The sequence below is a fragment of the Rhodococcus sp. LMD genome, assembly GCF_056108245.1.
Window position 1 is genome coordinate 4,817,751 of the sequence record NZ_CM148557.1, and the last position, 15,325, is coordinate 4,833,075.

The following is a 15,325-nucleotide window of genomic DNA, read 5'->3' on the forward strand; positions in this document are numbered from 1 at the left end:
GGGTGGGGCCGTGCCTTTCGTGGCCGTGATCTACCGGGCGGCGACGCGGGTGGTGGCCTCGCCGAGTGCTCGCAGCGCCGGAACTCCCACCGGCTCGGTCGCGAGCAGCGGCACGACCGCGTAGCGCTCGGCGAGTTCGGTGCGGACCTTGTCGATCTGCCCGAGTTCGGCGGCGGCGCGGCGGCGCAGCAGCGGTGCGGTGGGCGCGGCGGCGGCCACGGAGTTGTCGATCACCCACGCCCAGGGGTGAATGCCGGCACGTTCGAGGTCGCCCTGGAGCCCCGCGGCCTCGAGCACGGGAGTGGTCTCGGCGAGGGTGATCAACAGGACCTTGGTCGAAGCCGGGTCCTGCAGGCGCATCATCGGGGTGACGGCGTGCAGGCCCGGGCCCAGCTGCCGGGTGACGTCGCGGTGGTAGGACCCGGTGGCGTCGAGCAGCAGCAGGGTGTGGCCGGTGGGCGCGGTGTCGACGACGACGAACTTGCGCCGGGACTCCTGGATCACCCGCGAGAATGCTTGGAACACCGCCACTTCCTCGGTGCACGGGGAGCGCAGGTCCTCGGCGAGGGTCGCCCGGCCCTGCTCGTCGAGGTGCGCACCCTTGGTGGCCATCACCCGCTCGTGGTAGGCGCGGGTGGCCTCGGCGGGATCGATGCGCGAGACGTGGAGGTGTTCGACGTCGCCGTGCAGGGTCTCGGTCAGGTGTGCGGCAGGGTCGGTGGTGGTCAGGTGGACCTCGTGCCCGCGTTCGGCCAGGGCCACGGCGACGGCCGCGGCGACCGTGGTCTTCCCGACCCCGCCCTTGCCCATGCACATCACGAGACCGTGCCCGTCCCGCTCGATGTCGTCGATCAGGGCGCGCAGCGGTGCATCCGCGACGTCCGGCACCGCACCGATCTCCGGAGGGAGGTCCGTGCCGACGTCGGCCGTCTCGAACAGCGTCCCGAGGGCCTCGAGACCGATCATGTTCGCGGCCTTGAGCTCGATCAGGTCCAGCGGCAAGGGTTTCAGCGCCGCCGGCATGCCCGCCAACGCGGCCTGTTCACGGCGGTGGATCGCGCGGGCGAGGGGGTCCGTGTCGCCGGACGGCGCCGGCAGGACGCCGTTGACGACGACGTGCTGCCGGCTCAGCCCGAGCGCGGCGAGTTCGCCGTGGGTGCGGTCGATCTCGGCGAGAGCGGAGCGGGTGGCGCGGGCGACGAGCACGAGCCGGGTGCGCCGCGGGTCCGCCAGGGCGTCGACCGCGGCGGCGTACATGGCCTTCTGCTTGTCGAGCCCGGCGAGCGGTCCGAGGCACGACGCGTCGCCCTTGCCCGCCGCGAGGAACTCGGTCCAGTTCCCGGGCAGCTGCAGCAGCCGGATGGTGTGTCCGGTGGGGGCGGTGTCGAACAGCACGTGGTCGAACGACGCGATCTCGCCGTCGGTGTCGGTCAGCAGCGAGGTGAACTCGTCGAACGAGGCGACCTCGGTGGTGCACGAACCGGAGAGCTGCTCGGTGATCGAGGCGATCTCGGCGTCGGGCAGCAATCCCCGCACCGGCCCGACGATGCGTTCCCGGTAGGCGTCGGCGGCCTGCTCGGGATCGATCTCGAGCGCCGACAGGCCGGGCACCGCGGGAATCGCGGTGAGGGCGTTGCCGATCGTGAGGCCGAAGACCTGACCGACGTTCGAGGCGGGGTCCGTCGAGACCAGCAGCACCTTCTTCCCGGCGCGGGCGAGACGCAGTGCGCTCGCACAGGCGATGGAGGTCTTGCCGACGCCGCCCTTGCCGGTGAAGAACACGAACCTCGGCGGGTCGGTCAGAAACGTGGGGGTGGTCATCCGGTGATCTCCTCGTCCTCGACGGCTCAGCAGCAGGTGGCGTCGCCGGGTGTGCAGCAGGCATCGTCCGCGACATTCAGCATCGTCGCGCCGACGGGTGCCTCGGCGACGTCGAGTCCCGCCCACGCGGCGAGCTGGGTCCGATCGGGGTAGCGCCCGGTGAGCACGGTGACGTCGTCGACGAGCACGAGCGGAAGACCGGCGGAGCCGGCGACCTCGAGGAAGCGCTTGACGGCGGGAGTGTGCGCGAAGGCCAGCGGATCGTTGGCCAGGTTGTGGCGGGTGATGGTGGCACCCTGATCCTTCAGCCACTGCATGTCGGCCGTGAAGGTGACGAGGTTGCGGTCCACGTCGTCGCCGCACACGCCGGTGTTGCAGCACAGGGCCGGTTCGAAGACTGCGATGGTGCTCATGGTTTCTCCTGGTCGGATCAGCGGGTGGGGGAAGCGGAGTCGAGCACCCGGGCGGCGAGGGCGTCGACTCGGGCGGCGATGTCGTCGCGCACGAGGCGCATCCGTTCGATGCCGTCGATGCCGCGCTCGGACGGCTCGTCGGTGTCCCAGTTCTCCGCGTGCGCCGCGTCGACGCGGGCGTCGCGGCCGAGGGTGACGACCAGGTCGACCTCGGTCAGTAGCTGCGGATCGACCGGCTTGGGGTACTCGCCGGCCACCGGTGCGCCGACCTCCTCGAGCACCTGCACCGAGAGAGCGTTGAGCGCCGCACCCGGTGCCGTTCCGGCGGAGTGCACGACGATGCGGTCACCCGCCGCCTTGCGCATCAGCGCGGCGGCCATCTGGGACTTGCCGCCGTTCTTCACGCAGACGAACAGCACCGAGGGTGTGTGCACGGGAGGGTTTCCTTTCGACCGGGCCGGCTGTCCGTTTGACGCCGTGTTTCGACAACCGTCAATATAGACGCATGCCGAATCAACCGCCGCGCGGGGACGAGCCCTGCTGCCCGCCGCTCAGCCGCGAGCCGCTCACCTCCGATTGGGCCGGTGACCTGGCCCGCATGTTCAAGGCCCTGGGCGATCCGGTGCGCCTGCGGATGCTGAGCCTGATCGCCAGCCACGAGGGTGGCGAGTGCTGCGTGTGTGACATCTCACCGTCCTTCGACCTGTCGCAACCGACCATCTCGCATCATCTGAAGGTGCTGCGGGAGGCCGGCCTCCTCGACTGCGAACGTCGCGGCACCTGGGTGCACTACCGGGTCGTCCCCGCCGCCCTGGCCCAGCTGTCCGCGGTGCTGTCCGTCGAATCCGGGCTCGTCGCGACCTCGTCGTGCGCGCCCGCCGGCACCCTCGAGGAGGTCGCCTCGTGACCACCACCCGCGACCACCCGGCCGTGGTCGGCAAGCTGTCCACCCTCGACCGGTTCCTGCCGGTGTGGATCGGCGTCGCCATGGTCGCCGGCCTGTTGCTCGGCCGCCTGATCCCGGGCCTCGGCGACATCATCTCCACCGTCGAGATCGACGGCATCTCGCTGCCGATCGCCCTCGGCCTGCTGATCATGATGTACCCGGTGCTGGCCAAGGTGCGCTACGACCGGCTCGACACCGTCACCGGCGACCGGCGGATGCTGATCGGCTCGCTGGTCCTGAACTGGATCGTCGGGCCGGCGCTGATGTTCGCCCTGGCCTGGCTGATGCTGCCCGACCTGCCCGAGTACCGCACCGGACTGATCATCGTCGGTCTGGCCCGCTGCATCGCCATGGTCATCATCTGGAACGACCTCGCCTGCGGCGACCGCGAAGCCGCCGCCGTCCTCGTCGCACTCAACTCCGTCTTCCAGGTGATCATGTTCGCCGGCCTCGGCTGGTTCTACCTCTCGGTGCTGCCGGGCTGGCTCGGACTCGAACAGACCACCCTCGACGTCTCGCCCTGGCAGATCGCCAAGTCGGTGCTCATCTTCCTCGGCATCCCGCTGCTCGCCGGCTTCCTCACCCGCCACTTCGGCGAGAAGGCCAAGGGCCGGACCTGGTACGAGCAGAAGTTCCTGCCCAGGATCGGGCCGTGGGCCCTGTACGGCCTGCTGTTCACCATCGTGATGCTCTTCGCGCTGCAGGGCGAGCAGATCACCTCCCACCCGTGGGACGTCGCCCGCATCGCCCTGCCGCTGCTGGCGTACTTCGCGATCATGTGGGGCGGCGGCTACCTCCTGGGCGCGGCGATGGGCCTGGGCTACGAGCGCACCACCACCCTCGCGTTCACCGCGGCCGGCAACAACTTCGAACTCGCCATCGCCGTGGCCATCGCCACCTTCGGCGTCACCTCCGGCCAGGCCCTCGCGGGAGTGGTCGGACCGCTCATCGAGGTGCCCGTGCTCGTCGGCCTCGTCTACGTCTCGCTCGCCCTGCGTAAGCGCTTCGCCCCCTCCACCACCCCCGCCGCTTCGTGAAGCCCGAGAGCCAGGGAGCCGACATGTCCGACCACTCCGACCGCCACCAGCCCGAACTGCTCATGCCGCAGGCGGTACTCCAGCGTGCCGCCGAGCACCTCGCTGACAAGTACGACGGGGTCTTCTCCCCGCAGACCGTCGAACGGGTGGTGTTCGAGTCCTATGCGGCGCTGCGCCGCACCGCCACCGTCTACACCCACCTGACCGCGCTCGCCCCGCGCTTCGCCGCCGAACGCCTGACCGCACTGGCCCAGGCCGAAGGCGCCGTCGCCAAGGACGTTCCGGAGGTGCTGTTCGTCTGTGTGCACAACGCCGGCCGCTCCCAGATGGCCGCCGCCCTGCTGGATCACCACGCCGGTGGCCGCGTCCACGTCCGCTCCGCGGGCTCCGCGCCGATCGCGGCGATCAACCCGGTGGTGGTCGAGGCCATGGCCGAGCTCGGCCTCGATCTCGGCGCAGAGTTCCCCAAACCGCTCACCGACGACGTCGTCGCCGCCGCGGACGTGGTCGTCACCATGGGCTGCGGCGACGCCTGCGCGGTCTACCCCGGCAAGCGCTACCTCGACTGGACCGTCCCCGACCCGGACGGGCAATCCCTCGAGGTCGTCCGCACCATCCGTGACGACGTCGACGCCCGGGTCCGCGCTCTGCTCGCCGACCTCACCGCCGTTCCCACCGCCTGACACCCGAAAGGTTCCCTCGATGACCACCAAGCCGTCCGTGCTGTTCGTGTGCGTGCACAACGCCGGCCGCTCCCAGATGGCCGCCGGATTCCTCACCGCCCTCGCCGGCGACGCCGTCGAGGTCCGTTCCGCCGGCAGCGCCCCCGCCGATCAGGTCAACCCCGCCGCCGTCGAGGCCATGGCCGAGCTCGGCATCGACATCTCCACCCAATCCCCGAAGATCCTCACCACCGACGCCGTCGAAGCCTCCGACGTGGTGATCACCATGGGCTGCGGCGACACCTGCCCGGTCTTCCCCGGCAAGAGCTACCGCGACTGGGTGCTCGAGGACCCGGCCGGCAAGGGCGTCGAGTCGGTCCGCCCCATCCGCGACGAGATCAAGACGCGGGTCGAGGCACTGATCGCCGAACTCGTCCCCGGCGCCGTCCGCAGCTGACCGAGCGCAGGGCGTGTCCGGCCGGATCCACCGGGACACGCCCTGCGGCCCGGCCGGGTCGGCCACACTGGAGCCGGGTCGACTCCCACCTTCCCCGCGAACCGAGAAGGGGTGCGCGATGACGGCACTGCCCATCGTCTGGCAACGCCTGGTCAGCCAGGGACAGACGTGCCGCCGCTGCGCCGGCACCGGTGAGCAGGTCCAGGACGCGATCGGCACGCTCGAGCAGGTCCTGCGCCCGCTCGGCATCGCACCGCACCTCGAGGTCCGCGAACTCGACGACGCCGCCTTCGCCGCGGACCCGGCCGAATCCAACCGCATCTGGATCGCCGGCCGCCCGCTCGAGGACTGGCTCGACGCCGACGTCGGCAGCAGCCGCTGCTGCTCGGTGTGCGGCGACTCCCCGTGCCGGACAGTGGCACTCGGACCGGTCACCTTCGAAGAGATCCCCGAACGACTGATCGTCAAGGCCGCCCTGATCGCCGCGGCGAGCCTGCTCGACGCCCCCGGTCACCCCTGACGGCCGGGATCGACGATCTGCGCACGCGATGCCGAGGGAGACGATGAGCACGGTCGAGGTGGACGTCGTGGTGATCGGGGGCGGGCAGGCCGGCCTGGCCGCCGGGTACTACCTGCGCCGGGCCGGGCTCGAGTTCGTCGTCCTCGATGATCAGCCCACACCGGGCGGCGCGTGGCCGCACACTTGGCCGTCGCTGCGGTTGTTCTCCCCCGCGGAGTATGCGTCGCTGCCGGGATGGCCGATGCCGCCGTGGCGGGACGGGTTCCCACCCGCCCGGCACGTGATCGAGTATCTGACCGCGTACGAGCGCCGCTACGGCCTGCCGGTGCGGCGGCCGGTGCGGGTGCGGGCGGTCACCCGCGACGACGACGGGGAGCGGCTGCGGGTGGACACCGCGGAGCGGGTGTGGCGGGCACGGCGGGTGATCAGCGCCACCGGCACCTGGCAGCAGCCGTTCTGGCCCGCTTGTCCCGGAGCCCGCGGCTTCGCGGGCAGACAGTTGCACACCGTGCAGTACCGCACCCCGGGTGAATTCGCCGGTAAGGCGGTCGTGGTGGTCGGCGGCGGCAACTCCGGCGCCCAGCTGGTCGCCGAGATCTCGGAGGTCACCGACAGCACCTGGGTGACCACCCGGCCGCCGCGGTTCCTGCCGGACGACGTCGACGGACGCGTGTTGTTCGAGATGGCCTCGCGGCGCGCGCTGGCGCTGGCTGCCGGGCGCCCCGATCCGGGCGGTATCACCGACCTCGGTGACATCGTGATGGTTCCGGAGATCCTCGCGGCCCGGGACCGCGGCGCGCTGGATCCGCTGCCGATGTTCGACCGGCTGACCCGGGACGGCATCTCGTGGGACGACACCGGGGAGAGCCGGCGCGCGGACGTGATCGTCTGGGCCACCGGATTCCGCCCCGCCCTGGCGCCGCTGCGGCCGCTGCACCTGCGCGGGCCCGACGGTTCGATCGCTGTGGCGGGCACCCAGGCGTTGGAGGAACCCAAGCTGCATCTGCTCGGCTACGGGGATTGGACCGGCCCCGGCTCGGCCACGTTGATCGGGGTCGGGCGCACCGCCAAGGCCACCGTCGCCGGCCTGGCGCTGGACCTCTGAGCCGGCACCGCGGCCGGAACGCCCCTATGAGCACCCCCGGGGCTCGAGCGGGACCGGAAGCCTCACACGATGCCGTAGGCGCGGTGGTCGGCCTCGCGGAGCGCGCCGACGTAGTCACCGCGTCCGCGGCCGGTCCCGTCCGCGCCGGACGACACGGCGAGCACGCCGCGGAACTCGTCGACACTGTGATATCCCTTGCGGCGCATCCACTCACGCACACCGTCGAGCAGGACGGCGGCGTACTCGGGTCCGTGGCGCAGCAATGCCGAGGCGGACTGCACGACGTCCGCACCGGCGAGCAGATACTCGATCACGTCGGTGGCGTCCTCGACGCCGGTGGTCGCGGCCAGGTCGGCGCGCACCCGTCCCCGCAGCAACGCGATCCAGGTCTGCGGCAACCGGGTCTCCGCGCGGGTCGACAGGGTCACGGCCGGGACCACCGTGAGGGTTTCGGAATCGATGCCGGGCTGCAGGAACCGGTTGAACAGCACCAGTCCGTCGGCCCCGGCCTCGTCGAGACGGAGCGCCATCTCGCCGATCGAACTGAACTGGGGGCTCATCTTGACCGCCACCGGCACGGTGACGGCGTCCGCGACCCGGGCCAGGACGTCGAGGTGTCGTTGTTCGACGTCCCGGCCACTGATGTGCGGATCACCGGGCAGGTAGTAGATGTTCAGCTCGATGGCGGCCGCACCGGCGTCCTGCATCGAGCGTGCGTAGCCCGCCCACGCGCCCGGGGTGACGCCGTTCAGGCTGCCGATCACCGGGACGGCGACCGCCTGCGCGGCGCGTTCGAGCAGGCTCAGGTAGCGGCGCGGTCCGTGGTCCTCGACGGCGTCGTCCGGAAAGTACGACAAGGACTCGGCGTAGCTCTGCGAACCGTGCTCGGTCAGTGCCGCATTGCGTTCCGCCTCACGCAGCAGCTGCTCCTCGAACAGCGAACACAGCACCACCGCACCGACGCCCGCGTCGGCGAGCCGGCGGACCCCACCGACCGTGCGGGACAGTGGGGATGCCGCCGCCATCAGGGGATTCGGCAGGTCCAGGCCCAGGTAGCGCGTCGACAGGTCCATCAGCGATCCTTGCGGGCGTCGGCGGTGAAGTGGTGCGACCCTTGCGATGCCATGTCCTCGTACCGGTCCCAGCGCTGAGCGATCGCCTCCTCGGCGAGGCCGAGAAGCCGCTCGTATTCCGCCGGGTCGGTGTTGGCGAGCGCGCGGTACCGCAGCTCGCGGCTGCGGTAGTCCTCGAGCGAAATCCTCGGCCGGTGCGAATCGAGCAGGAACGGATTCTCCCCGGCCGCCCGCAACACCGGGTCGTAGCGGATCAGCGGCCAGTGCCCGCTGGCCACCGCGCGGTACTGCTGGTCCATCCCGTGACGCATGTCGATACCGTGCGCGATGCACTGACTGTAGGCGATGACGAGCGACGGGCCCTCGTAGGCTTCGGCTTCCCGCATCGCCTGCAAGGTGTGCTGCGGATCGGCACCCATCGCGACCCGGGCGACGTAGACGTTTCCGTAGGCGATGGCCTGCAACGCAAGGTCTTTCATCGGAACCGTCTTGCCGGCTGCGGCGAACTTCGCGATCGCGCCGAGCGGGGTGGCCTTGGACATCTGTCCCCCGGTGTTGGAATACACCTCGGTGTCGAGGACCAGGACGTTGACGTTGTGACCGCTGGCCAGGACGTGGTCGAGACCCCCGGCACCGATGTCGTAGGCCCAGCCGTCGCCGCCGACGATCCACACGCTGCGCCGCACCAGGTGGTCGAGCACACTGCGCAGGTCGGCGGTCGTGGTCGGATCAAGCTCTGCGAGACGGGTTTCGAGTTCGGCGACCCGTTCCCGCTGGGCGCGCAGCTCGGACTCGCGCAGTTGCGGCGCCGTCAGGATGCTCTCGACGAGGTCGGCACCGACCGCCTCCCGCAGTTCGGTCAGGCGCCGCCGGGCGAGCCGGGTGTGCTCGTCGGCGGCCAGCCGGAACCCCAGCCCGAATTCGGCATTGTCCTCGAACAGCGAGTTGGACCAGGCGGGGCCGCGGCCGTCCGCATTGGTCGCCCAGGGGGTGGTGGGCAGATTGCCGCCGTAGATCGACGAGCAGCCCGTGGCGTTCGCGATCATCAACCGGTCGCCGAACAGTTGGGAGAGCAGCTTGAGGTACGGGGTCTCCCCGCAGCCCGCGCAGGCGCCGGGAAACTCGAACAGCGGCTCGAGGAACTGCGTTCCGCGGACGGTGCCGAAGTCCACCCGGGCCCGGTCGGCCGTCGGCAGCGTCTCGAAGAAGGCGATATTCTCGCGTTCGGCGGCCACTCGCGGTTCGCGGGGTGCGAGGTTGATGGCCTTGGTGACCGTCGCGCCGGGAGTCACGGCAGGACAGGCCTCGACGCACAGCCCGCACCCGGTGCAGTCCTCGGCGTAGACCTGCAGGGAGTACCGGGCATCCGGCAGACCCACGGCCCCCAGTGCCGCCGAGCCGAACTGCTCCGGGGCACCGTCCAGGTGGGACCTGTCGTAGAACTTGGTGCGGATCACGCTGTGCGGACAGACGAAACTGCAGTTACCGCACTGGATGCAGGTGTCCGGGTCCCATGCTGCGACCAGTTCCGAAATGTTGCGCTTCTCGTAGGCGGTGGTGCCACTCGGATAGGTCCCGTCGACAGGAAACGCGCTGACCGGCAAGGCATCCCCACGCCCGGCCATCATCTCCGCGGTGACGGTGCGGACGAACTCGGGCGCGTGCTCCGGCACGATCGGCGCCGGTACTCGGGTGGTGGTCACCCGGCCGGGCACCTCGATCCGGTGCAGCTCGTCCAACGCCCGGTCCACCGCGGCCAGTTCGCGTCGCAGCACGTCGGCTCCACGGTTGCCGTAGGTCTTCTCCACCGACTTCTTGATCCGGGCGACGGCCTGCTCACGCGGCAGCACATCCGAGATCGCGAAGAAGCAGGTCTGCAGCACGACGTTGATCCGCCCGGCGAGCCCGACCTCGCGAGCGATCCGGCCCGCGTCGACGGCGTACAGCGTGATCCCCTTGTCGAGGATCTGTTCCTGGACCCGGCGGGGCAGCGCGTCCCAGACCTTGTCCGGCCGGTGTCTGCAGTTCAGCAGCAGGGTCGCTCCCGGTGCGGCCGGTCCCAGGACGTCGATCTTGTCGAGGAATCGGAACTGATGGCAGCCGACGAGGTCCGCGCGGCTCACCAGATACGGTGCGCGGATGGGCCGCGGTCCGAAACGCAGATGCGAGACGGTCTGCGAGCCGGACTTCTTCGAGTCGTAGACGAAGTAGCCCTGCGCGTGCAGGTGTTCCTCGTCGCCGAGGATCTTGATGGTGTTCTTGTTGGCCCCGACGGTCCCGTCCGAGCCCAGGCCGTAGAAGATCGCCCGCACGGTGTCGGGGGATTCGATGTCGAAGGACGGGTCGTAGGTGATGCTGGTGCCGGACACGTCGTCGTCGATGCCGACGGTGAACCGGCGTCGGGGCCGCTCACGGGCGAGCTCGGCGAAGACGCCGGCCACCATCCCGGGTGTGAACTCCTTCGACGACAGGCCGTAGCGGCCGCCGCAGATCCGGGGCATGACGGCTCGCTCACCGTCGGCATGTGCCTCCGCGAGTGCCGCGACGACGTCGAGATACAGCGGCTCGCCGTGCGACCCGGGCTCTTTGGTGCGGTCCAGCACGCCGATCGCGCGCACCGTCGCCGGCAGCGCCGCCAGCAGCGCCTCGGCGGGAAAGGGTCGGTACAGCCGCACCTGCACCACCCCGACGCGCTCACCGCGGGCGGCGAGCGCGGCAGCGGTGTCGGATGCGGTCTGCGCCCCGGATCCCATCAAGACCAGCACTCGTTCCGCCTCGGGGTGCCCGGCGTACTGGACGATGCGCAGGCCGCGGCCGGTGCGCTCACCCAACTGCGCCATCAGCTCGTCCACCACCGCCGGAACCCGGGCGTAGAACGGGTTGACCGTCTCCCGTGCCTGGAAGTAGGTGTCCGGGTTCTGCGCGGTGCCCCGGATGAACGGCCGCTCCGGCGACAACGCGCGTCCGCGATGCTCGTGGATCAGTTCCTCGGGCACCAGTGCCCGCAGGTCGTCGTCGGTCAGCGTCTCGATGGTGTTGAGCTCGTGCGAGGTGCGGAAGCCGTCGAAGAAGTGGACGAACGGCACCCGCGTCCGCAGGGTCGCGGCCTGCGCCACCAGCGCCAGGTCGTGTGCTTCCTGCACCGAGGCCGAGGCGAGCAACGCGAACCCGGTCTGGCGCACCGCCATCACGTCCGAATGGTCCCCGAAGATCGACAGTCCCTGCGCGGCCAGGGACCGGGCCGCAACATGCATGACCGCCGAGGTCAGCTCGCCGGCGATCTTGTACATGTTCGGGATCATCAGCAGCAGGCCCTGCGACGCGGTGAACGTCGTCGCCAGTGCCCCGCCCTGCAGCGCGCCGTGCAGCGCGCCCGCCGCGCCGCCCTCGCTCTGCATCTCCACCACACTCGGCACGGTGCCCCACAGGTTCGGCCGGTGCCGGCTGGACCATTCGTCGGCCAGCTCGGCCATCGCCGACGACGGGGTGATCGGATAGATGCAGCACACTTCGTTGAGCCGGTAGGCGACCGACACGGCCGCCTCGTTACCGTCCACCGTGGCACGCGTCATGTCGGCTCCGGAAACATCTCGATGGCGTGCACCGGGCACTGCTCGAAGCACTCCGCGCAGCCGGTGCACTTGCCGTAGTCGTACCGGTAGCCGTGGCCGGGACCCAGCTTGACGATCGCGTCCTCCGGGCACGCGCCGAGACAGCCGTCGCACTCGAAGCAGTTGCCGCACGACAGGCACCGGCCCGCCTCGAAGGTCGCCGCCTCGGCCGACACTCCGCCGACCACCTCGTCGAATCCGGAAAGACGTTCCTCGACAGGTAATTCCGGCTGGACCCGCCGATCCGCGTCGGCGAAGTACCACAGGTGCAGCTGGTCGAACGTCGCGATCGGATGCTTGGCGGGTCGCTTGCCGGACACTCGACTCAGCCAGGCGTCGATGTGGTGCGCCGCCTTCTTCCCGTGGCCCACCCCCACCGTGACGGTGCGCTCGCCGGGCACCATGTCGCCGCCTGCGAACACCCCGGGGCAGCCGGTCATCAGCGACTCGTCCACCCGCACGCTGCCGTCCCGCTCGAACTCGACCCCGGGCAGCGTGCGCATGAACGCCGACTCGGTCTCCTGGCCGATCGCCATGATCAGGGTGTCCGCGGCCAGCGTCTCGAAACGGCCGGTGGGCCGTGGACGACCGGACTCGTCGAGTTCCATGACCTCGACCTGCAGTTCGGGCCCGTCGAAGGCGGTGACCGTGCGTAGCCAGTTGATCCGCACGCCTTCGCGTTCGGCGTCCTCGGCCTCCCCCACGTGGGCGGGCATCTGCTCGCGGGTGCGGCGATAGACGATGACCGCGTCCTCGGCCCCGAGCCGGCGGGCCACCCGGGCCGCGTCCATCGCCGTGTTGCCGGCGCCGTAGACGGCCACGTGCCGCCCGACGGGCGGGTTCTCCCCGGAGGCGACACCGCGCAGGAACGACACCGCGTCGATCATCGTGCCCGCGTCGCAGGCCGGGATGTCGACCCGTTTGGCCAGATGCGCGCCGACCGCGACGAACACCGCGTCGAAACCGCCCTCCGCGCGTTCCGCCGCGAGATCCTCGACCCGGTGGTTGCAGGTCAGCTGCACACCCAGTGCCGCGACCCGCTCCAGCTCCGCCTCGAGCACGTCGCGCGGAAGCCGGTAGTTCGGGATGCCGTAGCGCATCATCCCGCCGGGCTCGGCGCCGGCGTCGCGGATCTCGACGTCGTGGCCGCGGCGGGCGAGGTGACAGGCGGCGGACAGCCCGCTCGGCCCGGCACCGATCACCAGTACCCGCTTGCCGGTGCGGGTGGGGGGCGGCTCGAACATCCAGCCCTGCTCGCGTGCCCGGTCGCCGAGAAAACGCTCCACCGAATGGATGGACACGGCGCTGTCCAGAGTGGCGCGGTTGCAGACGGATTCGCAGGGGTGGTAGCACACCCGGCCGTGGACGGCGGCGAACGGATTGTCGGCGACGAGCTGCCGCCAGGCCTGCTCGTACCGGCCGGCCTTCGCGTGCGCGAGCCAGGCCTGGATGTTCTCCCCGGCGGGGCACCGTGCGTTGCACGGCGGCAGCAGATCCACATACACGGGCCGACGCCGGCGCACCGGCCCCGCGCGGGGACGGCCGTGCACCAGATCCGGCAGCGGCGTGAGCTCCTCCGACGGCCGGGCCGGACGCCCGCCCGTCGCCCCGCCACTGCGCTCGTCGGCAGTCATCCCCTCACGATAGGGCTCCGGCCGGGTGTCCGGCACCGGATTGCGGCGGCGCCGGCATGCCGACGACGCGCCGGCTCGGGCCCGCCTACGGGCGGGGGCCCGGAGCGGGGCCGTGGGTGTCGCTCAGCAGCACGTCGTCGCGGCCGGCGCCTTCTCGGTGCCGGTCGCCGATTCCTGCTCCCGTTCAGCGGCGGAGCCGCAGCACACGCCCTCCGCGTTCTCGTCCTGGTCGAGCAGCTTCGGGCTCGTGCCGAAGGTCTCGCTGTCGGCGAGGACGGTGTAGACCTCCCACTTCTCCCCCGCCGGGCCAGTGACCCACACCTTGTCCTGGGTGGCAAAGCAGCAGGTGGTGCCGATCTCCTCGTCGGTGAACAGGCCTTCGTCCGTGAGGCGGGCGATCTCGGAGTGCACCTTCTCGCTCGAGTCGACCTCGACGCCGAGATGGTTGATCGAGCCGCCCTTGCCCGCGTTCTCGATCAGGACGAGCTTCAACGGCGGCTCGGCGATCGCGAAGTTCGCGTAGCCGGGCTTCAGCTTGGCCGGCTCGGTGCCGAACAGCTTGGTGTAGAACGTCACGGCCTCCTGCAGGTCGTCGACGTTGAGGGCGAGCTGGACGCGGGACATGATGACCTCCACCTGTGAGACATACGTCGAATTGCTGGTTTCACTGTCGTCACCTTTTTGACATATGTCAAGAGGGGTGGATGATGGGGGCATGCCCAAGCCGCTCCCGGTCATCGACGTCTCCGCCCCCATCTGCTGCGCGCCGGTCTCGGCGGCACCGATGAGCGAGGCAGCCGCCCTCGAGGTGGCGCTGCGGCTCAAGGCGCTCGCCGACCCGACCCGCATCCAGCTGATGTCGATCCTGCTCACCACCCGTGAGGACGACGTGTGCACGTGCGATCTGGCGTCGGCCGTCGGGCTGACGGAGTCGACCGTCAGCCACCACCTCGGCCAGCTGCGCAAGGCGGGGATGGTGCAATCGACCCGCCGCGGCATGAACGTCCACCACCGTGCCTGCAGCGACGCACTGCAGGCACTCCGCCTCGTCCTCGACCCCCACTGCTGCACCTGAGTGGCCGAATGTCACACCGGTTCGATCACATCGAACCGGTGTGACATTCGGCCGGACGGCCCCCGCTCACACCGCGCCGAACAGTGCCTCCGCGTTGTCCCAGCACACCGCGCGGACCCATTCGCTGCCGAGATCGAGCCGTTCGACCGCCTCGAGCTGATGGATGTACGGGTACGGGATGTTCGGGAAGTCGCTGCCGAACAGCACCTTCGAGCCCAGTGCCCGCAGCCGCGGCAGCTCGTCCTCCGGGAACGGCATCGACTCCTGGGTGAAGTCGGTGAACGCCATGGTCGTGTCGAGGTGCACCCACGGATATTTCTCGGCCAGTTCGAGGAACTCGCGATACTCGGGCATGCCCATGTGCGCGACGATCAGCGCCAGCCGCGGGAACCGGTCCAGCAGCGCGGCGATCGGCCCGGGCCCGGTGTGCGCGCCCGGCGCCGGCCCCGAGCCGCAGTGGATGACGATCGGCACCCCGGCGTCTTCGAGCAGGCCCCACACCGGATCGAGCAGCGGATCGTTGGGGTCGTAGTCCCCGACCTGGATGTGCGACTTGAACACCCGTGCGCCGTGCTCGAGCGCCGCGGCGACATAGTCACCCGCCTCGGGCTCGGGGTAGAACGTCGCGGTGTGCAGGCAGTCGGGGGTGCGGGCCGCGAAGTCCACGGCCCAGGAATTCAGCCACGCGGCCATCGCGGGCTTGTGCGGGTAGAGCATCGCCGTGAATCGACGGACCTCGAAACGCCGCAGCCGCTCGACGCGTTCCTCCTCGGCGTGCCGATAGGTGATGGGCCATTCGCGTCCCACGAGCGGTCCGGCGGAATCGAAGTATCCCCACACCTTGTCCATGACGCTCTTGGGCATGAAGTGGGTGTGCACGTCGATCAGACCGTCGAGGCCGTGCCGGTCCCGGAAGTCGGCTACCTGCTGCGCTTCGTCCATCCCCCGAAGGTAGCGACCCCACCGCCGGT

At 70.4% G+C, this 15,325-nt stretch carries 15 protein-coding genes; 7 read left to right on the forward strand and 8 right to left on the reverse strand.

The annotated features are described in order from the left end of the window. Positions 1-30 precede the first annotated feature (30 nt). The 3 genes from arsA to ACWPQI_RS21980 are packed head-to-tail and all read right to left on the reverse strand — an operon-like array spanning position 31 to position 2,668. Positions 31-1,821, reverse strand: coding sequence for an arsenical pump-driving ATPase (gene arsA, locus ACWPQI_RS21970; RefSeq protein WP_210063079.1), 1,791 nt, complete (start codon positions 1,819-1,821; stop codon positions 31-33). Positions 1,822-1,847: 26 nt separating this feature from the next. Then, positions 1,848-2,234, reverse strand: coding sequence for an arsenite efflux transporter metallochaperone ArsD (gene arsD / locus ACWPQI_RS21975; RefSeq protein WP_010595618.1), 387 nt, complete (start codon positions 2,232-2,234; stop codon positions 1,848-1,850). 17 nt (positions 2,235-2,251) lie between these two features. After that, positions 2,252-2,668 carry an arsenate-mycothiol transferase ArsC gene (locus ACWPQI_RS21980; protein ID WP_474738500.1) on the reverse strand — a complete coding sequence of 139 codons (417 nt, stop codon included), beginning with the start codon at positions 2,666-2,668 and terminating at the stop codon, positions 2,252-2,254. Between the two features lie 71 nt (positions 2,669-2,739). Between ACWPQI_RS21980 and ACWPQI_RS21985 the strand changes: the two genes are divergently transcribed. The 6 genes from ACWPQI_RS21985 (at position 2,740) to ACWPQI_RS22010 (ending at position 6,961) form a co-directional block, all read left to right on the forward strand. Beyond that, positions 2,740-3,141, forward strand: coding sequence for an ArsR/SmtB family transcription factor (locus tag ACWPQI_RS21985; RefSeq protein WP_029540137.1), 402 nt, complete (start codon positions 2,740-2,742; stop codon positions 3,139-3,141). Continuing rightward, positions 3,138-4,217, forward strand: coding sequence for an ACR3 family arsenite efflux transporter (gene arsB, locus ACWPQI_RS21990; protein WP_140188962.1), 1,080 nt, complete (start codon positions 3,138-3,140; stop codon positions 4,215-4,217). The genes ACWPQI_RS21985 and arsB overlap by 4 nt, the downstream gene beginning before the upstream one ends. 23 nt (positions 4,218-4,240) lie before the next feature. Next, the gene (locus ACWPQI_RS21995; protein WP_059174837.1) at positions 4,241-4,900 is read left to right on the forward strand and encodes an arsenate reductase ArsC; all 660 of its coding nucleotides are present in this window, start codon (positions 4,241-4,243) and stop codon (positions 4,898-4,900) included. Between the two features lie 19 nt (positions 4,901-4,919). Next, a complete protein-coding gene (locus ACWPQI_RS22000) occupies positions 4,920-5,336 on the forward strand; it encodes an arsenate reductase ArsC (RefSeq protein WP_006945074.1) in 417 nt (138 codons plus the stop codon). A 118-nt stretch (positions 5,337-5,454) separates the two neighbouring features. After that, a complete protein-coding gene (locus ACWPQI_RS22005) occupies positions 5,455-5,856 on the forward strand; it encodes a DUF2703 domain-containing protein (RefSeq protein WP_017679685.1) in 402 nt (133 codons plus the stop codon). A gap of 43 nt (positions 5,857-5,899) precedes the next feature. Then, positions 5,900-6,961 (forward strand): ArsO family NAD(P)H-dependent flavin-containing monooxygenase, encoded by a 1,062-nt coding sequence (locus ACWPQI_RS22010; RefSeq protein ID WP_474738501.1) that lies wholly within the window; start codon positions 5,900-5,902, stop codon positions 6,959-6,961. 62 nt (positions 6,962-7,023) lie between these two features. Here the strand turns inward: ACWPQI_RS22010 and ACWPQI_RS22015 are convergent, their stop codons facing one another. From ACWPQI_RS22015 to ACWPQI_RS22030, 4 genes are all read right to left on the reverse strand, one after another. After that, positions 7,024-8,034 (reverse strand): dihydroorotate dehydrogenase-like protein, encoded by a 1,011-nt coding sequence (locus tag ACWPQI_RS22015; RefSeq protein ID WP_461872794.1) that lies wholly within the window; start codon positions 8,032-8,034, stop codon positions 7,024-7,026. Continuing rightward, positions 8,034-11,606, reverse strand: a complete 3,573-nt coding sequence (gene nifJ / locus ACWPQI_RS22020) for a pyruvate:ferredoxin (flavodoxin) oxidoreductase (RefSeq protein ID WP_474738502.1) — start codon at positions 11,604-11,606, stop codon at positions 8,034-8,036. The genes ACWPQI_RS22015 and nifJ overlap by 1 nt, the downstream gene beginning before the upstream one ends. Beyond that, a complete protein-coding gene (locus ACWPQI_RS22025) occupies positions 11,603-13,279 on the reverse strand; it encodes an NAD(P)-binding protein (RefSeq protein WP_302070014.1) in 1,677 nt (558 codons plus the stop codon). The genes nifJ and ACWPQI_RS22025 overlap by 4 nt, the downstream gene beginning before the upstream one ends. Positions 13,280-13,402: 123 nt before the next feature. Continuing rightward, the gene (locus ACWPQI_RS22030; protein ID WP_010595628.1) at positions 13,403-13,903 is read right to left on the reverse strand and encodes an ArsI/CadI family heavy metal resistance metalloenzyme; all 501 of its coding nucleotides are present in this window, start codon (positions 13,901-13,903) and stop codon (positions 13,403-13,405) included. A gap of 91 nt (positions 13,904-13,994) precedes the next feature. On the opposite strand from ACWPQI_RS22030, the gene ACWPQI_RS22035 reads away from it, so the two are divergent. Further along, positions 13,995-14,354 carry an Rv2640c family ArsR-like transcriptional regulator gene (locus tag ACWPQI_RS22035; RefSeq protein WP_302070017.1) on the forward strand — a complete coding sequence of 120 codons (360 nt, stop codon included), beginning with the start codon at positions 13,995-13,997 and terminating at the stop codon, positions 14,352-14,354. Between the two features lie 66 nt (positions 14,355-14,420). Here ACWPQI_RS22035 and ACWPQI_RS22040 read toward each other — a convergent pair whose 3' ends face one another. Continuing rightward, complete coding sequence (locus ACWPQI_RS22040; RefSeq protein ID WP_102031673.1) at positions 14,421-15,296, reverse strand: amidohydrolase family protein; 876 nt, start codon at positions 15,294-15,296, stop codon at positions 14,421-14,423. Positions 15,297-15,325 lie beyond the last annotated feature (29 nt).